Origin of the sequence: Sphaerisporangium perillae, assembly GCF_023276435.1 — a bacterium.
Lineage (GTDB): Bacteria > Actinomycetota > Actinomycetes > Streptosporangiales > Streptosporangiaceae > Sphaerisporangium > Sphaerisporangium perillae.
In genome coordinates this window covers 65364-86580 of sequence record NZ_JALLPO010000038.1, presented here as the reverse complement: position 1 = coordinate 86580, position 21217 = coordinate 65364, and the positions used below count along the sequence as shown (strand labels likewise).

Annotated in this window: 16 protein-coding genes; 9 read left to right on the top strand and 7 right to left on the bottom strand. The window is 71.1% G+C overall.

Features of this window, described 5'->3' with window-relative positions:
* Positions 1–93 precede the first annotated feature (93 nt).
* Both MYF83_RS31750 and MYF83_RS31745 read left to right on the top strand, forming a co-directional pair.
* Positions 94–999 (top strand): proteasome assembly chaperone family protein, encoded by a 906-nt coding sequence (locus MYF83_RS31750; protein ID WP_248964439.1) that lies wholly within the window; start codon positions 94–96, stop codon positions 997–999.
* Positions 996–2069, top strand: coding sequence for a Gfo/Idh/MocA family oxidoreductase (locus tag MYF83_RS31745; protein ID WP_248964438.1), 1074 nt, complete (start codon positions 996–998; stop codon positions 2067–2069). The genes MYF83_RS31750 and MYF83_RS31745 overlap by 4 nt, the downstream gene beginning before the upstream one ends.
* Here the strand turns inward: MYF83_RS31745 and MYF83_RS31740 are convergent.
* Positions 2046–2837, bottom strand: coding sequence for a tyrosine-protein phosphatase (locus MYF83_RS31740; protein ID WP_308201528.1), 792 nt, complete (start codon positions 2835–2837; stop codon positions 2046–2048). The two genes, MYF83_RS31745 and MYF83_RS31740, sit on opposite strands and share 24 nt — an antisense overlap.
* 219 nt (positions 2838–3056) lie before the next feature.
* On the opposite strand from MYF83_RS31740, the gene MYF83_RS31735 reads away from it, so the two are divergent.
* From MYF83_RS31735 to MYF83_RS31710, 6 genes are all read left to right on the top strand, one after another.
* Positions 3057–3932, top strand: coding sequence for a hypothetical protein (locus tag MYF83_RS31735; protein WP_248964436.1), 876 nt, complete (start codon positions 3057–3059; stop codon positions 3930–3932).
* Positions 3933–4201: 269 nt separating this feature from the next.
* Positions 4202–5860: an ABC transporter ATP-binding protein gene (locus tag MYF83_RS31730; RefSeq protein ID WP_248964435.1), complete on the top strand. Its 1659-nt coding sequence runs from the start codon at positions 4202–4204 to the stop codon at positions 5858–5860.
* The gene (locus tag MYF83_RS31725) at positions 5857–6420 is read left to right on the top strand and encodes an ECF transporter S component (RefSeq protein WP_248964434.1); all 564 of its coding nucleotides are present in this window, start codon (positions 5857–5859) and stop codon (positions 6418–6420) included. The genes MYF83_RS31730 and MYF83_RS31725 overlap by 4 nt, the downstream gene beginning before the upstream one ends.
* Before the next feature lie 4 nt (positions 6421–6424).
* Positions 6425–7246: an energy-coupling factor transporter transmembrane component T family protein gene (locus tag MYF83_RS31720; RefSeq protein ID WP_248964433.1), complete on the top strand. Its 822-nt coding sequence runs from the start codon at positions 6425–6427 to the stop codon at positions 7244–7246.
* Positions 7234–8559, top strand: a complete 1326-nt coding sequence (locus tag MYF83_RS31715) for an amidohydrolase family protein (protein ID WP_248964432.1) — start codon at positions 7234–7236, stop codon at positions 8557–8559. The genes MYF83_RS31720 and MYF83_RS31715 overlap by 13 nt, the downstream gene beginning before the upstream one ends.
* A gap of 79 nt (positions 8560–8638) precedes the next feature.
* Positions 8639–10612, top strand: coding sequence for a sensor histidine kinase (locus tag MYF83_RS31710; RefSeq protein ID WP_248964431.1), 1974 nt, complete (start codon positions 8639–8641; stop codon positions 10610–10612).
* Positions 10613–10647: 35 nt separating this feature from the next.
* Here the strand turns inward: MYF83_RS31710 and MYF83_RS31705 are convergent, their stop codons facing one another.
* The 4 genes from MYF83_RS31705 to ppgK all read right to left on the bottom strand — a co-directional run bounded on the left by MYF83_RS31705 (position 10648) and on the right by ppgK (position 16962).
* Positions 10648–11322 (bottom strand): HAD family hydrolase, encoded by a 675-nt coding sequence (locus MYF83_RS31705; RefSeq protein WP_248964430.1) that lies wholly within the window; start codon positions 11320–11322, stop codon positions 10648–10650.
* Positions 11323–11633: 311 nt separating this feature from the next.
* Positions 11634–15524 carry an ATP-dependent RNA helicase HrpA gene (gene hrpA, locus MYF83_RS31700; protein ID WP_248964429.1) on the bottom strand — a complete coding sequence of 1297 codons (3891 nt, stop codon included), beginning with the start codon at positions 15522–15524 and terminating at the stop codon, positions 11634–11636.
* 154 nt (positions 15525–15678) lie between these two features.
* The gene (locus MYF83_RS31695; protein WP_248964428.1) at positions 15679–16110 is read right to left on the bottom strand and encodes an ATP-binding protein; all 432 of its coding nucleotides are present in this window, start codon (positions 16108–16110) and stop codon (positions 15679–15681) included.
* A 111-nt stretch (positions 16111–16221) separates the two neighbouring features.
* Complete coding sequence (gene ppgK, locus MYF83_RS31690; protein ID WP_248964427.1) at positions 16222–16962, bottom strand: polyphosphate--glucose phosphotransferase; 741 nt, start codon at positions 16960–16962, stop codon at positions 16222–16224.
* A gap of 47 nt (positions 16963–17009) precedes the next feature.
* Here ppgK and MYF83_RS31685 point away from each other — a divergent pair, with 47 nt between their 5' ends.
* On the top strand, positions 17010–17936 hold the full coding sequence (locus tag MYF83_RS31685) for a serine hydrolase (RefSeq protein ID WP_248964426.1): 927 nt from the start codon (positions 17010–17012) through the stop codon (positions 17934–17936).
* An 82-nt stretch (positions 17937–18018) separates the two neighbouring features.
* Here the strand turns inward: MYF83_RS31685 and MYF83_RS31680 are convergent, their stop codons facing one another.
* Positions 18019–19680, bottom strand: coding sequence for a pyridoxal phosphate-dependent aminotransferase (locus tag MYF83_RS31680; RefSeq protein ID WP_248964425.1), 1662 nt, complete (start codon positions 19678–19680; stop codon positions 18019–18021).
* A gap of 83 nt (positions 19681–19763) precedes the next feature.
* The gene (locus MYF83_RS31675; protein WP_248964424.1) at positions 19764–21161 is read right to left on the bottom strand and encodes a cation:dicarboxylate symporter family transporter; all 1398 of its coding nucleotides are present in this window, start codon (positions 21159–21161) and stop codon (positions 19764–19766) included.
* Between the last annotated feature and the right edge of the window lie 56 nt (positions 21162–21217).

The window sequence follows — 21217 nt, the reverse complement described above, 5'->3', positions numbered from 1 at the left end:
CGACGGGCGGGTAGCCGTCCACTCGCCCGGCGGAATCGACGGGACATCCCATAGGTTCTCTGTTGAGAGACGAAAGAAAGGCTGGGACCCAAGGTGTTCGACCCGACGGATCTTTACCGGCTCGGCGGTGACGTCCCTGAGCTGACCGATCCGGTGCTGCTCTACCACTTCGAGGGGTTCGTGGACGCCGGAAGCGCAGGACGGCTCGCCGTCGGCCACCTGCTCGCCGAGCTGGAGCACCGGGTCGTGGCGACGTTCGACGTGGACCGCCTCCTGGACTACCGGTCGCGGCGCCCGCTGATGACCTTCGACACCGACCGCTGGACGGAGTGCGAGTCCCCCGAGCTCGCGGTCCACCTCGCCAACGACGCGGCGGGCACCCCGTTCCTCCTGATGAGCGGCCCGGAGCCCGACCGTGAGTGGGAGCTGTTCACCGAGGCGGTCGGCACCCTGGTCACCAGGCTGAACGTCGGCAAGCTGGTCACCGTGCACGGCATCCCGATGGCCGCGCCGCACACCCGTCCCCTGGGCCTGACCGCCCATGGGACAAGGCCCGACCTGGTCACCGGCCCGGGCAGCCCGTTCGGCAGGATCCAGGTGCCCGGCAGCGCCGCAGCGCTGCTGGAGCTGCGGCTCGGCGCCCGGGGCCACGACGCGCTCGGGTACGCCGTGCACGTCCCGCACTACCTCGCCCAGGCGGAGTATCCCCGGGCGGCGGTGACGGCCCTCGAGGCCGTGAGCCGGGGCACCGGCCTGGTGTTCCCCCTGGACGGCCTGCGCGACGCCGCCGAGAAGACGACGGCCGAGATCGAGGAGCAGATCATCGGCTCGGCCGAGCTGTCGACGGCCATCCACGGCCTGGAACAGCAGTACGACGCGTTCAACGCGGGCGCCGAGCGCGAGAACCTCATGGCCGAGACCACTCCCATGCCGACGGGGGACGAGCTGGCCGCGCAGTTCGAGCGCTTCCTCGCCGAGCGGGACGAGAAAGACTCGTGATCAAGGTAGGCCTGATCGGGTACGGCCCGGCCGGCGCGTTCTTCCACGCGCCCCTGATCGCGGCCACGCCCGGTCTGCGGCTCGACGCCGTCGTGACGCGTGATCCGGAGCGGGCGGCCCGCGTCCGGAGCGAGCATCCCGGCGTGCGGGTCGTCCCCTCCGCCGAGGACCTGCTCGGCCGTGACCTCGGCCTGGTGGTCGTCGCCTCGCCCAACCGCACCCACGTCCCGCTCGCCCGACTGGCCCTGTCGGCCGGGGTCCCGGTCGTGGTGGACAAGCCGCTGGCCGCCACCGCCGCCGAGGCCGTCGAGCTGGCGCGGCTGGCACGCGATCGCGGCCTGATGCTGACGGTGTTCCAGAACCGCCGCTGGGACGGCGACTTCCGCACGCTGGGCACTCTGGACCTCGGCGAGGTCCACCGGTTCGAGTCGCGGTTCGAGCGCTGGCGGCCGGTGCCCAAGGGCGGCTGGCGGGAGAACGGCGGCCCCGACGAGCTGGGCGGCCTGCTGTACGACCTGGGCAGCCATCTGGTCGACCAGGCGCTGCGCTATCTCGGCCCGGTGACCGGCGTGTACGCCGAGGCCGACGTCCGGCGGGCCGGGGTGGGCGCGGACGACGACGCGTTCATCGCGCTGACCCACGCGAACGGCGCGCGCTCCCACCTGTGGATGAGCGCGGTGACGGCCCAGCTCGGGCCGAGGTTCCGCGTGCTCGGATCTCGCGGCGCGTACGTCAAGTGGGGCCTTGACCCTCAGGAGGACAGGCTGCGCGCGGGCGAACGCCCGGGCGGCCCCGGCTGGGGCGCCGAGCCCGCCGAGCGCTGGGGGGTGCTGGGCGTGGACGGCGACGGCCGCAGGGTCGAGACCGTGCCCGGGGCCTACCAGGAGTTCTACGCCGGCGTCGCGGGCGCCCTCACCGGCGGCGGGCCGCCGCCGGTGGATCCGCTGGAGGTCGCCGAGGCCCTCGCCGTGCTGGAGGCCGCGCGCGCCTCGGCGGCCGAGGGCCGCGTCGTCGCGCCGGCCTCGCCCGCCGCGTCCGGGCTGGACTCAGTCGAGCAGGCGGGAGCGTAGCGCGGCGGCGTCCTCATCGGTCCAGCCGTTCGCCGTGAGCCACCCGAGCGGCCCCTGGTCCCTTTCCTCGAGCATCTGGAGGAAGTGGTCCATGTACGCGGGGCGCGGCAGGTGGCTGTCGGCCGGACGCGAGTCCAGGTCGTCGCGGTAGGTGTCGCTGCTGCGCAGCCGGGCCAGAATGGCCTCCATCCGCTCGCCGGTCGCCGCGTAGTCGGCGACGATGGCCTCGCGGGTCACCCCGGCCACCGACAGCGCCAGGGCGCATACCACGCCCGTGCGGTCCTTGCCCGCCGCGCAGTGGACGACGGCCGCGCCTTCGCCGTACGCGAGGACGCGCAGGGCGGCGAGCACCGAGTCGGGCCGGTCGAGCAGGTAGGCGTAGTAGAAGCCGAGGACCCTGACCTCGGCGCGGTCCTGCCTGTCCTGCCAGGGGAGCACGCGGTCGGCCTCGATGCGGGTCGGCGCGCCGACGGCCCTCCCGTTGTCGTCCAGGCCAGCCGTGTCGGCCTCGACGTCGGTGTGCCGGCCGCCCTCGGGGAACAGGGTCAGGTGATGGATGTTCACCTCGGGCACCTCGGTCAGCGGACCGGGCCCTTCCAGGTCGACCTCGGCGTGGGAGCGAAGGTCGATCACATCCCTGAGCTTCAGCTCGCCGACGAGCCTTCCGATGTCGGCGCCCGTCAGGCCCTGGAGGTTGTCCGAGCGCAGCACCCGCCCGAATCTGGTCGTCGCGCCGTCGACCGTGGGGAGACCACCGAGGTCTCGCACGTTGACGGCTCCGTCAAGAGCTATCCACCTCGTTAGATCATTCATCACTTCTAACCCTATATGCCTTATGTCCACACGAAGAGGGCAGCGGGGGGCACAGTGTCAAAAGACATGTCCGTTACGTGGCGGCTGCCATCGTGACGCCGGCCCGCACGTGATGTAAATGAGCGAGCCCTCCCTGGGCTCCGCCCGCTCACCGCCTTCCCCGAAGGAGGTCATGTGGACCCACGGACGCCCCTTCCCCGTCTCGTCCTCGACCCGGCCCTGCCCCCAGAGATCGCCCGCATCCTGCGGACCAGCCCCGAGGCGCTCAAGGCCGTGCGCGCCGGGGTGACACCCCCGCCGCCGGGCCCGAGCCCGGCCCTCATCGGCACCGTCGCGATCTTCCTGCTGCTCGCCCTGGCGCTGACCGGCCCCTGGGGCATGGTGACGCTCGTCGCCATCGTCACCGGCCTCGGCGGCGCCCAGGCGCTGACCGGCGACCCCAAGGTGCGCGACGCCCGCCGCCGGCTGCGCGTGGCCTCCCGGCACGCCGGCCGGTACATCCTGCCCGAAGACCTCGACCAGGAGTGCCGCGACCTGCTGGCCCGGACCCAGGACGCCGTCGATGAGGTGCTGAACTCGCAGGTGGACGGCGCCGGCCTGCTGGACTCCATCGCCAACTCGGTGATGCTCCCCGCGGAGGTCTGGCGGCTCGGCGTGCGGCTGGCCGACCTCACCCGGACCCGCCGGGAGCACGAGGAGATCGTGCCCCGGGACCTGCCGGCCGACATCGCCGAGGTCTTCACTCCCTACGACGAGGTGTTCGACCGGGTGCGCGGCTCGCTCGCCGCGCGCGTGGAGAGCCTGGAGGAGTACGCCCGCGAGGTGCGCAGGGCCGACGCGGTCTACCGGGCCTACCGGCAACTCGGGGTGCTGCGGGAGCGCACCCCGGACTACGAGCGGCTGCTGGCGGAGACGGTCGAGGACCGGCTCGCCGTCCCGCACATCGAGGGCCTGAACGGGCAGGCCCAGCAGGTTGAGCTGGTCTTCCGCAGGAGCATCGACGAGGCCCGGCGGGCCGGCACCCACCTGCTCTCGCTCACGGCCGCATAGCGGGCACGGCCCGGCGGCCTTTTCCGCACCGGCGGAAGCGACGCCGGACCGCGCGCTTGGAAACCGCCGCGTAACCTCCCGCCCCGAGGGTTTACACGAATGTAATTCAGTCATCCGAAAGGCGATGATTCGGCCAGGCCGCGAAAAATCCCGCTTTTCATCAATAATTGCGCTGGGGTGATGATCTCCCCTTTAATCTCCTCTGGACAAAGGTCCGGCACGCGCTTCCGAGGCGCCCCGGTACGCCGGAAGGAGAAGGGTGATCCGTCATGACCGCGCTCATCGAGGTCCGTGACGCGAGCGTCCGCTACCTTTCGACCGGCCAGACCGCGCTGCGCGGGACGGGCCTCACCGTCGGGCCCGGGGACCTCACGCTGGTCAGCGGGCCGTCCGGCTGCGGCAAGAGCACCCTGCTGCGCCTTGTCAACGGGCTGATCCCGCACTCCTACCGCGCCGAGGTCACCGGAGAGGTGCTCGTGGGCGGGCGGCCCGTGGCCGGTCAGACGATACGTGAGGTCTCCAGCGTCGTCGGCACGATGCTGCAGGACCCGCGCAAGCAGATCGTCGGCACGACCGTGGCCGCGGAGATCGCCTTCGGCCCGGAGAACCTCGGCCTCCCCCGCGAGGAGATCCGCCTGCGGATCGACGAGGTCGCCCGCCGGGTCGGCATCTCCCACCTGCTGGACCGCGCGACCGCGAGCCTCAGTGGCGGCGAGCTGCAGATGGTCGCCTTCGCGGGCGTGCTGGCGATGCGCCCGAAGGTCGTCATCGTGGACGAGCCGCTGGCCAACCTGGACCCCGCGGCGAGCCTGCGCCTGATGGCCGAGATCAGGAGGTTCACCGACGAGGGCGGCGCCGCCGTCGTCGTCGAGCACCGCATCGAGGAGATCCTGCCGTTCGGGCCGACCGAGGTGCTCTACCTGGAGGAGGGCGCGCCCCGCTACCAGGGCCCGGTCGAGGGGTTCCTCCAGGTGGCGCCGGTCGGCCACGTCAAGCTGCCCTTCGCCACCCTGGTGTCGCGCGCCGCCGAGCTCCCCACCGTGCCGATGATCCGCCGGTCCGTGCCCGAGACCAGCACCCCGCGCCTTTCGTACCAGGGGGTGAGCCTCGGGTACGGCGAGCGCACCGTGCTGTCGGACATCGACCTCGCCCTCGGTTCCTGCGAGCGGGTGGCGGTGCTCGGCCCCAACGGAGCGGGCAAGTCGACCCTGCTGCGCGCCGCCGTGACGCTGGTCACCGCCTCGCGCGGCGAGGTCCTCGTGGACGGCTCCCCCATCGCCGAGCGGTCGGTCCTCAGCCTGGCCACGACCTTCGGCTACGTGTTCCAGAACCCCGGCCAGGCGCTGTTCAGCGCCACCGTCGGCCAGGAGCTCGCGTTCGGCCCGCGCAACCTCGGCATGAGCCCCGAGGAGATCGCCGCTGAGTCGGAGAAGGCCCTGCGGGCCGTGCTCCTCGACGGCGAGAAGGACATCATGGACCGGCCGCCGCGCACGCTGTCCTTCGGCCAGCAGCGCCGCCTCACCGTGGCCCTCGCCCTCGCCATGCGGCCGCGCACGCTGATCCTCGACGAGCCCACGGCCGGGCAGGACCTGCACACCACCACCGAGTTCATGGGCCACTCCCTGGCCGCGCGCAGCGTGGAGAGCGTCTACTTCATCACCCACGACGTCGACCTCGCCCTCACCTACGCCGACAGGATCATCGTCGTGGACCAGGGCGGCGTGGCCGCCGACGCCTCCCCCGCCGAGCTGGCCAGGGACACCGGCATCTGGTCGCGGGCCGGCCTCGCGGCCACCAGCCTGGTGCGCGCCGTCCGCGACCACCTCCCTGACGCGGGATCGATCCCCCATCCTTTCGATCTCGCCCGCCGTGTTTCACTCCTTGCCCCTTCCACCCCCTCCCCCAAGGAAGGAACCACCCCCTCATGAGTACGGACGCAACCACCCCGCGAGAGCCTGTCTTATCCCTTTCCTCCAGGACGGTCGTCTTCGGCGCCGTCGGCGCGGCGCTGTACGGCGTGCTCGGCCTGTTCAGCTTCCTCATCCCCGGCACGCAGGCCGTCACGGTCCGCCCCGCCTTCGCCCTCGTGCCGTTCTTCGGCAAGCGCTTCGGCGTCGTCGCCGGGTTCTTCGTCGGGCTGGTCGGCAACGCCATCATCGACCTGATCTCCGGCTACGGCCTCACGTACTGGAACTGGAGCGTCGCCAACGGCCTGGTCGGCGCGGTCGCCGCACTGATCTTCCTGTACCTGCCGCCGATCGCCAGCGAGGCGGTGCGGCTGGTCGTGACCGCCCTCGGAGCGCTGCTGGCCACCGCCATCGGCCTGCTCTTCGTGGTCACCGACCTCTGGGTGCAGAGCATCGACCTCAAGACCGTCTTCACGCTGAACTACCTGCCCGCCCTGCTGGCGGACGGCATCGCCGTCGTCATCCTCACCCCGGCGCTGGACGCCATCTGGGAGCCGCTGTCCAAGCGGACCGGACGGTAACAGGGTGGACGTCACGCCGCGTTACCTGGGCGCGGGTTCTTTCCTGAGCCGCCGCGATCCGCGGGTGCTCCTGCTGGTTCCCGTGCTCTATCTCGTGGCCGTGGCGGGGATCGACGACCTCCGCGCCGTGCTCCTGTGCACCGCGGTCGCCCTGGTCTACTACCGCGCCGCGGGCATCCCGTGGCGCGGTGTCCGGGCCAACTGGGTGTTCATGCTGACCATCACCACGATTCTGGTCGTGGTGAACAGCATCCTGACCTCGGCGGAGACCCGTGTGGACGGGAACGCCGAGGTCCTGTTCACCGCCCCGATCACCCACACGGCCATCACCTGGACCACCCTGTCGTACGCGTCGACCATCCTCGTGCGCTACATCTCCCTGGCCATGGTCGGCTTCCCCGTGGCGTTCAACATCGCGCCCTCCGACCTCGGGGTGGCGTTCGCGCGGCTCGGGCTGTCACAGCGGCTGGCCTACGGGGTGGACCTGACCTTCCGGTTCCTGCCCTCCACCTGGGCGAGCCTGCACGAGACCGTGGACGCCCAGCGGATCAGGGGGTACGAACACAGCCGCAGCCGCAACCCGGTGAAGAAGCTGCTGGCGCTGCGGCCGGTGGTCATCCCGCTGACGGTGAACGCCCTGATGGACGCGGAGGACACCGTGAACGCCATGGATCTGCGGGGATTCGGCGGCCGGCATCGCACCTGGATGCGCGAGCTGGCCTTCGACCGCATCGACCGCCTGATCCTCGCCGGCTTCGCCGCCATGGCCGCCGTCATGGTCACCGCCAAGATCCTCGGACTGACGGGCACCGTATGGGTGCCGTGATCCATTCGGCGCCGCTCCTGCTCCCCATCTCCCGCCCGCCGATCCGCGACGGCGCCGTGGCCGTACGGGCGGGCAGGGTGCTCGCGGTGGGGCACCGGCGGGAGATCCTGACCGGCCACCCGGGCGGGCAGGAGCTGCGCTGGCCCGGGATGATCGTCGCGGGGCTGGTCAACGCGCACACCCACCTGCAGTTCACCCGCATGGCGCAGGTCGGCGCGCGCGTGTACGACTCCTTCGAGGAGTGGTCGAACGCCTTCGACGCGGTCTACTTCTCCTCCGGGGGAGCCGACTGGGCGGCGAGCGCCCGCGAGGGCGCCCTCCTGTCGCTCCGGCACGGCACGACGGCGGTCGCGGACGTCGTGACCGACATCGAGGCGATGCCCGTGCCGAACCAGACGGGCCTGGGCGGCATCTCCTACCTGGAGGTGCTGGGCGACACCGACGCCAGCTGGGCCGAGACCGGGCGCGACCACCTGACCTCGACGGTGCGCGAGCTCAGCGGCACCATGGACGCCCCCGGCGGGGGGATGATCGGCATCTCGCCGCACGCCCCCTACACGCTGGACACCGGTGTGCTCGCCGACCTCGGCGTCCTGGCCCGCAGGTTCGGCCTGCGCCAGCACATCCACCTGCTGGAGTCGGTTCACGAGCGCGAGTACACCGTCTCGGGCACCGGGCCGATCGCCCGGCTGGTCCGCGACCTCGGGTTCGACTTCGAGATCCTGCGCGCGGGCGGCACCGGCCACGGTCCGGTCGCCTTCCTGGACGCGCTCGGACTGCTCGGCCCGAACTGCCACGTCGCCCACGGCGTCCATCTCGACGCCGAGGAGCGGGCGCTGCTGCGCGAACGCGGAGTGAGCGTGGCGCTGTGCCCGCGGTCCAACCGCACCCTCGGCCTGGACGGGCCGCCGGTCGCGGCGCTGCTGGAGGAGGGCGGCCCGATCGCCGTCGGCACCGACTCGCTGGCCTCCAGCCCGTCGCTGGACCTGCTGGAGGACGTGCGCGTGCTCCAGGCGCTGGCCCGGGAGCAGGGGTACCGGGCCGCGGACCTCCCGCGCCGCCTGGTGGAGGCGGCCACGGCCGGCGGCGCCCGCGCGCTCGGCCTGTCCGACGGCCCCGGCCGGATCGGCGTGCTGGAGCCGGGCGCGCGGTGCGATTTCGCCGTCTTCGCCCTCGACCCCGGCGAGCGCGACCCGTACCAGGCGCTGATCGAGGACGGGCCGGGCAGGTGCGCCGCCACGGTCACAGGCGGTGACCAGGCCGGTCGCGTACACCTCCCGAAGTCCACCCCGGAGACCCGTCATGGGTGCTAACCTCGCTGCGATCTTCACGAAAGTGCGCGCGATATCACCCCGAAGTACCTTACGTAGGCCTCACGCTAGGCGCGGAGACATGGCCCCTCAAAATCGCACTATTCGGTTCAAGTTGTACTCGCTGCTCAGCCTGCCGATCGTGGCGCTCATCGTGCTCTGGGTCTTCATGACCGGGAACCTCGTGGGCGACTTCTTCGACCTGCGCAGAGCGGTCACGCTGTTCGACCAGGTGGCCACCCCGGCCGGTGTCCTGGCCGCGCACGTGCAACAGGAGCGCCAGCTGTCGGCCATCCTGCTCAGCGGCGACTCACCCGACGGGGGGCGCCTGTCGGCCACGCGCGCGGAGACCGACCGGGCCGTGGTGCTGTTCCACCAGCGCGCCACCTCCCTGGAGGCCCAGTCGGCGACCGGCCCCGAGGTGACCGCCGGCCTCGCGGAGCTGGAAAGGCAGATCCACCGGCTGGGCGCGCTGCGGCAGGGCGTCGACGGCCGCGCGACGAACCGCCTGAAGTCGATCCAGGAATACACCAAGATCCAGGATTCGCTCTACCAGATGTACGACCAGCTCGTCACCGTGCCGGACCTCGCGCTGTACCGGAAGGCCAACGGGTTGCAGACCGTCGTCAGGTCCCGCGAGCTGCTGTCCCAGGAGGACGCCCTGCTATCCGGGGCCATCCTGCAGAACACGCTGAGCGACGAGGAGCAGCGCACCTTCGCCCAGATGGTCGCGGGACGCCGGCTGCTGCTCGACCGAGGGCTCGAGGCCCTGGACACCGAGCTGCGCCGCCCGCTCGACGACCTGCTGGCCTCCGCCGACTACAAGCGGCTGACCACCATGGAGAACCAGGTGATCACCCAGGGCGGGGCTCCCCAGCAGGCCGCCGCCTGGCAGCCGCTCGCCGGCACGCTCGGCTCGCGCATCGACCAGCTCGTCACCGGCCGCGCCAAGCTGCTCAACGAGCGCACCGACGCCACCGCCTCGGGGATCATCGCGGAGGTCGTCGTCGCGGCCGGGCTCGGCCTCGTCGCGATCCTCATGGCCGTGGTGCTGTCCGCCCGGCTCGGACGCGGGCTCGCCGGGGAGCTGGCCCACCTGCGCAGCGCGGCCATCGACCTGGCCGACGTACGCCTCCCCCGGGTCGTGGCCAAGCTGCGCGACAGCGAGCCGGTGGACGTCGAGAGCGAGGCGCCGCCGATCCTGGTCACCGGCACCACCCTGGAGGTGCGGGACGTCGCCCAGGCGTTCTCGACCGTACGCCGCACCGCCGTCGAGGCCGCCGTCGGCCAGGCCGACCTGCGCAAGGGCGTCAGCCTGGTCTTCCGCAACCTGGCGCGGCGCAACCAGTCGCTGCTCCACCGCCAGCTCACCCAGCTCGACGCCATGCAGCGCAAGACCAGCGCGCCCGACGCCCTGGCCGACCTGTTCCGGCTCGACCACCTGACCACCCGGATGCGCCGCCAGGCGGAGGGCCTGATCATCCTGTCCGGCGCGCCCGCCGGACGGGCGTGGCGCAAGCCCGTGCCCATGCACGACGTCGTCCGCGGGGCGGTCGCGGAGGTCGAGGACTACACGCGCGTCACCGTGATGCCGATGTCGGACGCCGCGCTGATCGGCACGGCCGTCGCCGACGTGATCCACATGCTGGCGGAGCTGATCGAGAACGCCACGGTCTTCTCTCCGCCCAGCACGCGGGTGAACATCCGGGGAGAGCTCGTGGGCCGGGGGTTCGCCGTCGAGGTGGAGGACCGCGGCCTCGGGATGAACGACGAGGACCGCGCCGAGCTCAACCACCGCCTGGTCAACCCGCCGGAGTTCGACCTGGCCGACAGTGACCGGCTCGGCCTGTTCGTCGTCAGCCAGCTGGCCGACCGGCACAACGCCAAGGTGACGCTGCGCCGCTCGCCGTACGGAGGCACCACCGCCGTCGTGCTCCTGCCGCACGACCTGATCATCTCCGACGTCGACGAGGACCTGCCGCCCGACCCCGACCACGACCTGGACGACCGGCCCGCCACCGCGGAGCGGGCGCCCGGCCCGGGCTGGCGGATGTGACCCTCAGGCGGCGTCCGGACAGGCGGGTGTGACCCTCAGGCGGCGTCCGGGCCGCCGGCACGGCCCTCGGTGAGCAGGACCGCGAGCTGGGGCAGGCCGTCTACGATCATGTCCGCCAGGGCGGCCTCCGGACGCTCGGCGTGCAGGTGCCCCCAGGGGCCGCGGCGGAGCAACGCGGTGCGCATCCCCGCATCACGGGCCGGGATGACGTCGTTGTCGAGCCGGTCCCCGACGTAGAGGATCTCGCCCGGCTCGCGGCCGGCGACCGCGGCGACCTTGGCGAAGAAGGCCGGGTGGGGCTTGCTGACCCCCCACCCGTCGGAGGTGTGGACGGAGTCGACCGGCAGGTCCATGGCGGCGAGCGCGGCGTATGCCTGCGGCGGCTGGTTGCCCGCGATGATCAGCTGGTAGCCCGCCTCGCGGAGCGCGGCCAGGCCGGGGCGCACGTCGGGGTAGAGGTCGCCGCCGTCGAAGTTCTCCCGCAGGCCGTCCGGGTCGTCACGCCGCCAGGCCTCGATCTCGGCGTAGGGGTCGATGCCGGGCCGTACCGCCTGGAAGGCGTCCGTGTGCGGGCGGTCCAGCGCCGCCATCCCGCCGAGGACCCCGAGCATGGTGAACCGCGAGACCCCCAGCCGGTCGGCCCACCGAGTCCAGATGCGCGTCTCGTCGATCAACGTCTCTCCGACGTCGAAGACCACTGCCCGGATCACGACTCTCCTCCCATATGCGTGCTGTTCGACCTTACTTGCCCTGTGCCCCTTATCTCCCCCGCAAAGACGGGTGGCGCGGCGAGCCGGGCCCGCCGCGCCCCCGGTCGCTCCACGACCGGCCCGGAGGATGCCAGGCGCATGATGAGGCTCGCGCCGAGGATGCCGGACGCCTCGCTTGTCTTTTCAATCATCGATACGCGACACTTGCGATACTGATCGTGTTCGTTCGAACACGAAGAGGCAGGAAATGGTCATGACATCGCGAAGGTCGCACCCCACACGATCTCGACACGGGCTATTTCTGGCGTGAATCAGGCGGTGAGCTGGGCCAGGGCCTTGTGGACGCGCTTGTCGGAGACCGGGTACGGGGTGCCGAGCGTCTGGGCGAAGTAGCTGACCCTCAGCTCCTCGAGCATCCAGCGGACGTCGGTGACGGCCTGCTCCGACCTTCGCGCCGGGGGCAGCCTGTCCACCGTCTCCTCATACGCCAGGCGTATCTCGTCGAGCTTGAGCATCAGCTCACGGTCGCGGTAGGGGTCGTCGGGGAGCTTGGTCAGCCGCCGCTCGACCGCCCGCAGGTAGCGCTGCAGGTCGGGAAGGCGCTTGTAGCCGGTCGCGGTCACGAAGCCGGGGAAGACGAGCGTCGACAGGTGCTCGTCGATCTCCTCCAGGACGTCCTGCGGGTCCTTCATCGGGCCGAGGGTGTTGCGCACGCCCTGCCAGATCACCAGGATGCGCTCGACCCTGGCCACGACCTCGGAGGTGGTGTCGAACAGCTCGGCGCGCACGTGGTCGTGGACGCGCGCGAAGTCGGCCGCGTTCCATGCCGGGCCGCCCGACTCGGCGATGAGCTTGTCGGCCGCGCAGCTGACGCAGTCTTCGAACAGCTCGGCGGCGTCGCGGTGCGGGCTGTGGCTCAGCGCGAGCTTCTGCTGGGTGGTCAGCCCGCGCAGGATGGCCTTGGCGGGCGAGGTGACGTTCAGCAGGACGAGCCGCCGCATGCCCGCCCACATCGCGGAGCGCTGCTCGGCCTCGGTCTCGAAGACGCGGATCGCGACGCTGTCGCGCTCGTCGACCAGTGCCGGGTAGGCCTTGACCCGGCCGTGCTCGAACAGCCGGGGCAGCTCGCCGAACGTCCAGGAGCGCAGCCCGGTGCGTTCGAGGTTCCCGCCCACCCGGGCGAGCGTGGCGCGCAGCTTGGGCGCCAGCCGCCGTTTCAGGGCCGGCAGGTCCTTGTCCTCCGCGACCGTGCGCTTGTGCTCGTCGACCACGCGGTAGGTGACGCGCAGGTGCTCGGGCAGGCGATCGGGCTCGAAGGCGTCCGGCGGCACCCGCACGCCGGTGAGCCCGGACAGCTCGCGCGCCACCGCCTCGACGAGCGGCTCCCTGCCGGGCGTCACCCGCTCGAGCACGGCCTTGGCGAAGTTGGGCGCCGGGACGAAGTTGCGCCGGAGGGGCTTGGGCAGCGACCGGATCAGCTCGGTGACCAGCTCCTCGCGAAGGCCCGGGATCTGCCAGTCGAAGCCGTCGCCCTCGACCTGGTTGAGCACCTGGAGGGGGACGTGCACGGTCACGCCGTCGGCGTCGGCCCCCGGCTCGAACTGGTAGGTGAGCCGCATCCGCTGGCCGCCCTGCCGCCAGGCGTCGGGGTAGGCCTCCTGCAGGTCTCCGGCGTCCGCGCCCTTGTTGATGAGCATGTCGGCGGAGAAGGTCAGCAGGTCGGGCTCGCTCTGCCGCTTGCTCTTCCACCAGCTGTCGAAGTGGGCGGCCGACACGACGGTGTCGGGCACCCGCTTGTCGTAGAAGTCGAACAGCGTCTCGTCGTCGACCAGGATGTCGCGGCGGCGGGCGCGGTTCTCCAGCTCCTCGATCTCCGACAGCAGCCGGCGGTTCTCCTTCAGGAAGCGGTGGTGGGTGTCCCAGTCGCCCTCGACCAGGCCGTGCCGGATGAACAGCTCCCGGGACAGCTCGGGGTCCACCGAGCCGTAGTTGATCTTACGGTCCACGACGATCGGCACGCCGTACAGCGTGACCTTCTCGTACGCCATGACGGCGCCCTGGTTCTTCTCCCAGTGGGGCTCGCTGTAGGTGCGCTTGACCAGGTGCTGGGCGAGCGGCTCGACCCACTCGGGCTCGATCTTGGCGACGACCCGCGCCCACAGCCGGGAGGTCTCCACCAGCTCGCCGGCCATCACCCAGTGCGGCTGCTTCCTGAACAGGGCCGAGCCCGGGAAGATCGCGAACCGGGCGTTGCGCGCCCCGATGTACTCGCGGGAAGACCGCCGTCGCGGGCCGGGGTCGTTCTTGTCGGCCTTCTCGACGTCCATCAGCCCGATGTGGGACAGCATGCCGGCGAGCAGGGAGACGTGGATCTGGTACGGGTCGGCGCGCGTGGTGTTGGGCGTGACGCCGAGGCCCTTGGCCACCTGCTTGAGCTGGCTGTAGATGTCCTGCCACTCGCGCACGCGCAGGTAGTTGAGGAAGTCGGCCTTGCACATCCGCCGGAACTGGCTGGAGGACAGCTCTCTCTGCTGCTCGCGCAGGTAGTCCCACAGCTTCAGATAAGTCAGGAAATCAGACTCTTTGTCGGCGAAGCGGGCGTGCTTCTGGTCTGCCTGGGCCTGCTTGTCGGCGGGACGCTCGCGCGGGTCCTGGATGGACAGCGCCGAGGCGATCACCATGACCTCGTCGGCGCAGCCGTTGCCGTCGGCGGCCAGGACCATGCGCGCGAGCCGGGGGTCCACCGGGAGCTGGGCGAGCTTGCCGCCGATCGCCGTGAGCTTCTTGTGCTCGTCGAAGGCGCCGAGCTCCTGCAGCAGGTTGACGCCGTCCTTCACCTGCCGCTGGTCCGGCGGCTCGACGAACGGGAAGGCCGCGATGTCGCCCAGGCCGAGCGAGGTCATCTGCAGGATGACCGAGGCCAGGTTGGTCCTGAGGATCTCAGGGTCGGTGAACTCGGGCCGGCCGAGGAAGTCCTCCTCGGAGTACAGCCGGACGCACACGCCGTCGGAGGTGCGGCCGCAGCGCCCCTTGCGCTGGTTGGCGGACGCCTGCGAGATCGACTCGATCGGCAGTCGCTGCACCTTCAGGCGGTGGCTGTAGCGCGAGAGGCGGGCGAACCCCGGGTCGACGACGTACTTGATGCCGGGGACGGTGAGCGAGGTCTCGGCGACGTTGGTCGCCAGGACGACCCTGCGCCCCCGGTGGGCCTGGAAGACGCGGTGCTGCTCGCCCGCCGACAGGCGAGCGTACAGCGGCAGGACCTCCTCCTTGCGGCCCTTGAGCGCCTCGGCGGTGTCCCTGATCTCGCGCTCGCCGCTCAGGAAGACCAGGATGTCGCCAGGGCCCTCGGCGCACAGCTCGTCGACCGCGTCGACGATCGCCTGCGCCTGGTCCTCCTGTTCCTCCCTGATCGGCCGGTAGCGCACCTCGACGGGATAGGTGCGGCCGGACACCTCGACGATCGGGGCGTCCCCGAAGTGCCGGGAGAAGCGCTCAGGGTCGATGGTCGCCGAGGTGATGATCACCTTGAGGTCGGGCCGCTTCGGCAGGAGCTGCTTCAGATAGCCCAGCAGGAAGTCGATGTTGAGGCTGCGCTCGTGCGCCTCGTCGATGATCAGCGTGTCGTACCGCGACAGGAGCCGGTCGCGCTGCATCTCGGCCAGCAGGATGCCGTCGGTCATCAGCTTGACGAGCGTGCCCTCGCCGGACTGGTCGGTGAAGCGAACCTTGTAGCCGACGGCGTCGCCGAGCGGGGTGCCGAGCTCCTCGGCGATGCGCTCGGCCACCGTGCGCGCCGCGATGCGGCGCGGCTGGGTGTGACCGATCTGTCCCCTGACCCCCCGGCCGAGCTCCAGGCAGATCTTCGGGATCTGCGTCGTCTTGCCCGAGCCCGTCTCCCCGGCGACGATGACCACCTGATGGTCCCGTACGGCCTCGAGGATGTCGTCCTTGCGCTGGCTGACCGGCAGGCTCGCCGGATAGGTGATCTCGGGGACGAGCGCCCGGCGGGCGTCGACCCGGGCCTCGGCGGCGCCGATCTCGGTGGCGACCTGGTCGGCGATCGCCCGCAGGGCCTTGCCGTCGCGGACGCGCCGCGCGCCGTCGAGGCGGCGGCGCAGCCGCAGCTCGTCGCGCAGCATCAGCGCGGGCAGGCGTTCACGAAGATCGGTCAGGGGCGATTTCAACGAAGACGTTCCCATGGTCGCTTTCCGGGCCGTCTCGTCAGACGACCGCCACCGGCAAGGATAAGCAACCTTCCCCCGGTCTTCGCCAACGGTTTACGCCGGGCCCTCCCCGCCAGGCCCTTCCCAGCGGGCCCGGCGGGCCTTCCCCCGGGGCCCTCGCGCCGCCGACTCAGTGGGCGCGAAGCAGCTCACCGGGGGAATCATGGACGTACCGGAGCGCCTTCTCCAAGCAGACGATCGCCCCATGGAGGGGACGGTTGATGAAGCGGACGTCGTCGGCCAGCGCCCGCATGATCTGCAACCCGCGCCCGTTCTCGGCCATCGGAGAGCGCGTGTCGACCTTGTCGGGGTCGAACCCCCTTCCGGTGTCAAGGACCGTGATGAGGAACTTGTCCGCCACGAGCTGCGCGGTCACGGTGTACTCGTCGGTCTCCGTGGCGTGCCTGATCACGTTCGAGCACGCCTCGCTGAGCATCAGCTGAATGTCCTCCTTGATCTGCGGCTCGACACCGAGGATCTCCAGCTCCGCACCAAGTATCTGCCGGGTGACGGACACGCTCGCTGCATCGCGCGGCAAGCGCAATGCGATGGTCACCTCCACGATTCCTCCTTCCGGCTCACCTTGTTAAAGGTGCCCTCAGGGGCAAGGGCAAACACGGAAAGAGCAAGGTGATGTGATCGGCGCCGGTGGCCACATCCGGCCATGGCACCCTCACGGACGCCCCCCGGCGGCCAGGGCGGCCCCGATGATGCCCGCCTCGTTCAGCAGGATCGCCGGCACGACCGGGGTCCCCGCCAGCTCGATGTAGGGCAGGAACTTCTCCGCCTTCTTGCTGACCCCGCCGCCGACGACGATCAGCGCCGGGGACAGCAGCGCCTGGATGCGCTCCAGGTACTCCTGCACCCGGCCGGCCCACTTCTCCCAGCTCAGGTCGTGCGCCTCGCGCGCGTGGTCGGAGGCCCGGTGCTCGGCCTCGTGGCCGTCGATCTCGATGTGCCCGAACTCGGTGTTGGGGATCAGAACGCCGTCCATGAGCAGGGCGCTGCCGATCCCGGTGCCGAAGGTCAGCACCACCACGAGCCCTCCACGGCCACGACCGGCCCCGAACCTCGCCTCGGCGATGCCCGCCGCGTCGGCGTCGTTGAGCACGGTGACCTCCAGGCCGGTCGCGTCCGCGAACAGCTTGCGCGCGTCCAGGCCGATCCAGGCGCGGTCCACGTTCGCCGCGGTCCTGGTGATCCCCTCCACCACGACCCCAGGGAAGGTCACCCCGACCGGTCCCTTCCACGCGAAGTGGTCCACGATCCGCCGTACGACGCCGGCGACGGCCTCCGGTTCGGACGGGTCGGGCGTCGGGATGCGCAGGCGCTCCTGCGACAGCGCCCCTGTCGTGGTGTCCACGGGGGCACCCTTGATGCCCGATCCGCCGATGTCGATTCCCAGCACGTTCATGTCACTCCTCATCAGCCCCTGCGACCCTTATTACCGGTATCGTGCGCATGATGCCGTACTTGCTCAGGGCGCCGCTGGCGATGGCCCTCTCCGCCCTGCTCGCAGCGACCTGTGTGCCCGCGCCACCGGCCGCCGCGGCGAGCGCCCGGGAGGTGGTGCTCGCGCCGCGCGTCCCGGCCGGCACGACGGCGAGCTACATGGTGTTCGACCGGACGACGGGCAAGGCGACGCTCGCGTACAAGGTGCACAGCCGCTTCAGGTCGGCATCGGTGGTCAAGATCCTCATCGCGCTCGACTACCTGGAGTCGCGCAAGGCGGGCACCTCCATCCCGGCCGCCGACCGCGACCTGCTCAAGCGCATGCTGCGCTCCAGCGACGACGACGCGGCCACCGCGTTCTGGCGGCGTGGCGGCCAGCGGGCGATCGTCGACCGCGTGGTGCGCCGCATCGGCCTGAAGGACAGCGGTCCGCCGCCCGCGTCCAGGCCGGGCTTCTGGGGCTACACGGCGCTCAGCGCCTCCGACGTGGTGCTGACCTACCGCTACCTGCTCGACAAGGCCCGGCCGGAGGTCCGCGACCTCATCCTCGGCCACCTGCGGCACGCCACGCGGTGCGCCACCGACCACTTCGACCAGTATTTCGGCATCCCGAGCGCCGTCCCCCGGCCGTGGGCGGTCAAGCAAGGGTGGTCCGGCTACGGCTCCACCCCCGCCGTGAGATGCGGCGCCACGCGCGCGAGCACCTCCCCCGCGAGCACCTCCGCCACGGGCGTCTCCGCCGCGACCGGCGCGGCGGGCCGGCCGCCGGTGAACCTCGCCCGCCCGGTGCTCCATACGACCGGGCTGACCGGCGAGGGCGACCGTCTGATCGTCGTGGTGCTCACCCTCCAGCCGGCGGGGGCCTCCTTCGCCGGCTCCGCCGCACGGCTGACCGCGCTGACCAGGGACGTCCACCGCGCCGGTCGCCCGCGCTGAGGGTCCGCCGCGCCCTCAGAGGGCGAGCGGCCCGCGCCGGGCCGGCAGCCGCGGTGCCGGCGTCGCACGGCGAGGCCGCCGGTCAGGATCTGCGGCCGTCGTACCGGCGAGTCCGGTCGGACACGGCGTTGAAGGGGGCGGTGTTCTCGTCGAACGTCCACCTCGCCGTCGTGTCGAGCGGGTCCAGGCGCCCGTGGCGCGGATCGTCGCTGCCGACCACGAACGGGTCGGGCTCGTAGGAGGAGGAGCCGGAGTAGCCGTCCCTGCGCTGATAGGAGGCGGATCCCGCCGAGGGGTCCCTCTGATAGGAGTCCCTCTGGTAGGAGGCACCGTTCTGGTAGGAGGGCGGTGTGATCGTGGAGGGCTCCGTCAGGTAGGCGACGGGCTCCTTCGCGGACGGCGACGCCGGCGTCGCGTAGGACTCTCCCCGCGAGGAGTTCGCCGCGTACGGCGACGGCGAGGTGTAGGAGGGGGACGCCGCGTACGGGGACGAGTCGTAGGAGGAGGGCGACTCGTACCGGGAGGGCGCGCTCGAGGCGGGCGGCTCGTACCGGGACGGGGCGCTCTGGGAGGCCTGCGCCGGCCGGGAGGGCGCCGCGCCGATCGCGGCGGTGGCCCTGCCGTTGCCGACGGAGAACAGGTAGGAGTGCATCCCGTCGATCAGGCGCTCGACGTCCACCCTCGGCCGGACGACCAGGCGCAGGAACCGGCTGCTGGAGCCGAGCTTGTTGCCGCATTCGCGGACGAACACGTTGTGCGCCGAGAACAGGTGGTCGCGTAGCGCCTTGCCGTCCTTGCCCTCCGGCAGCCTCACCATCAGGAAGTTGCCCTGCGAGGGGTACACCGTGACCCCTGGCAGCGTCGAGAGCTGCTGGAACATCGACCGGCGGTCCGCGGCCAGCAGCCGCAGGCTGTCCTGGTATTCGCGCATGTGCTCCTTGAGCATGAAGACGACCGACTCCGCGAAGGAGTTGAGGTTCCACTTGGGCAGCATGCGGCGGACCTTCGCGGCGAGCGCGGGGTTGGCGACCAGGTAGCCGAAGCGGATGCCGTGGAGCCCGAAGTTCTTGCCGAGGCTCTTCAGCACGATCACGTTCGGCCGGATCACCGCCTCGTCGGCGACGCTGGTGTGGGCCTCGGCGTCCACGAAGTCGATGAACGACTCGTCCACGACGACCAGGTCCAGATCGGACAGGGTGTCGAGGAGCTCGATGACCTGCGCGCGCGACACGTAGCCGCCGTCGGGGTTGTTGGGGTTGCAGATCACCGCGACCCGCGACCCCCGCCGCCGGATGAACCGGACGTAGGCCTCGATGTCCAGAGCGAAGCCCTGGTCCTCCGGCAGCGGGTACATGTCGACGCGCTTGCCGGTCTCCATGGGCTGGTCCGTCCAGCGGCCGAAGGTGGGGATGGGGATGGCGAGGCTCTCATGGACGAGCAGGTGGTCGATCCAGGTGATCAGCTCGGTGGACCCGTTGCCCATGACGACCGTCTGCGGCTTCAGCCCCAGCACCGAGCAGAGTTCGGCGGCGATGGTGTCGGCGTCGCTCGGGTAGTACTTCAGGATGGTGGTGATGTTCCTCCCGAGGAGTTCGAACACCTCCGGCGTGGGGAAGTAGGGGTTGCAGGGGATGCAGAAGTCCACCGGAGCACCTTGGAGCCCGGACGTCCCGCGCAGCAGCGAGAAGTACGACGGGCTGTGCGCCTCAGCGCGCAGCAGGTTGAGATCGGTGGAACCGGCCAACGGTGGCCTCCTCCATGACGGCGGACGTCCGCGGGATGCGACGCCAGGAGGTACGCGGCACGGCCGTGGCCGGTTCACCTGCTTCAGCGCACCGGCACGGGCTCCGGGGCGACCTCGCCCGACCCCTGCCCACCGCCGGGGCCCTGCTCCTCGCCGGGCTCGTCGTCGACGTCGTCGACGTCGTCGACGAACGTCGCCTCGTCGAACGGATCGCCCCCGGACAGCACCACTTCGGCGCGTTCCCGGTCGAAGTCCCGTACCCAGGTGCCGATCAGCACGGTGGCCACCGCGTTGCCGGCGAAGTTCGTCAGCGCGCGGGCCTCGGACATGAACCGGTCGATGCCGACGATCAGGCCCACGCCGTCGACCAGGCCCGGCCGGTGCGACTGGAGGCCGCCGGCCAGCGTCGCGAGGCCGGCGCCGGTGACCCCCGCCGCGCCCTTCGAGGCGATGATCATGAACACGAGCAGGGAGATCTGCTCCCCGACCGACAGAGGAGCCCCGGTCGCCTGCGCGACGAACAGCGTCGCCATGGTGAGGTAGATGGCGGTCCCGTCGAGGTTGAAGGAGTATCCCGTGGGCACGGTGATGCCGGCCACCGCGCGGCTCACGCCGAGGTGCTCCATCTTGGCTATCAGGCGCGGCAGCGCGGACTCCGAGGAGGACGTCGAGAGGATCAGCAGGAACTCCCTGCCGAGGTAGCGGAACAGCGTGAGCGCGTTGATCCGGGCGACCAGCCACAGCATCGGCCCGAGCACCAGGCCCACGAACAGCAGGCAGGTGAGGTAGAAGGCGCCCATGAGGGCCGCGAGGCTGCGCAGAGCGTCGGATCCGCCCGCGCCGGCCACCGCCGCCATCGCGCCGAACGCGCCCACCGGGGCCGCCCACATGATCATCGCCAGGACGCGGAAGACGAGCCGCTGGATGTGCTCCAAACCCCGGAGGATGGGAGCGGCCTTCGCGCCCATCCTCTGCAGCGCGAAGCCGGTGAGGAGCGCGACCAGCAGCGTCTGCAGCACCTGGGTGCTGGTGAACGCCGACAGGAACGTGGTCGGGATGATGCCGAGCAGGAACGAGGTGGTGTCGCTCTCGCCGCCCTTGGCCGCCTGCTCCTCGGCCGCCTTGCGCAGCTCGTCGGTGAGCTGCAGCCCATCGCCGGGATGGAGCAGGTTGCCGACGATCAGGCCGATCACCAGGGCGACCGTGGACATGGCCAGGAAGTAGCCGATGGCCAGGCCGCCCACCTTGCCGACCTTCGCGGCCTGGGCGACCGATCCGACCCCGAGGACGATCGTGCAGAAGATGATCGGGCTGATCATCATTTTGATCAGCGCCACGAAGGCCGTGCCGAGTGGCTTGAGCGCGACGCCCGCCTCCGGGGCCAGCAGCCCTACCGCGATCCCCGCGAGTACCGCGACGACGACCGCCAGATACAGATAGCGGGTAGGGTCCCGGCGCGCCGGGGTTGATGCTGTGGTCACGCGACGCTCCTAGTCTTTCGTATGTTCGCCCGTGCGGGCGGAAAGGTGAGTCTTCG

Bases quoted from the DNA above. Each gene is read 5' to 3' on its own strand.
- hrpA (WP_248964429.1), bottom strand. From the start codon at position 15,524: ATGGGAACGTCTTCGTTGAAATCGCCCCTGACCGATCTTCGTGAACGC.
- MYF83_RS31685 (WP_248964426.1), top strand. From the start codon at position 17,010: ATGATGCCGTACTTGCTCAGGGCGCCGCTGGCGATGGCCCTCTCCGCC.
- ppgK (WP_248964427.1), bottom strand. From the start codon at position 16,962: ATGAACGTGCTGGGAATCGACATCGGCGGATCGGGCATCAAGGGTGCC.
- MYF83_RS31725 (WP_248964434.1), top strand. From the start codon at position 5,857: ATGAGTACGGACGCAACCACCCCGCGAGAGCCTGTCTTATCCCTTTCC.
- MYF83_RS31710 (WP_248964431.1), top strand. From the start codon at position 8,639: ATGGCCCCTCAAAATCGCACTATTCGGTTCAAGTTGTACTCGCTGCTC.
- MYF83_RS31730 (WP_248964435.1), top strand. From the start codon at position 4,202: ATGACCGCGCTCATCGAGGTCCGTGACGCGAGCGTCCGCTACCTTTCG.
- MYF83_RS31715 (WP_248964432.1), top strand. From the start codon at position 7,234: ATGGGTGCCGTGATCCATTCGGCGCCGCTCCTGCTCCCCATCTCCCGC.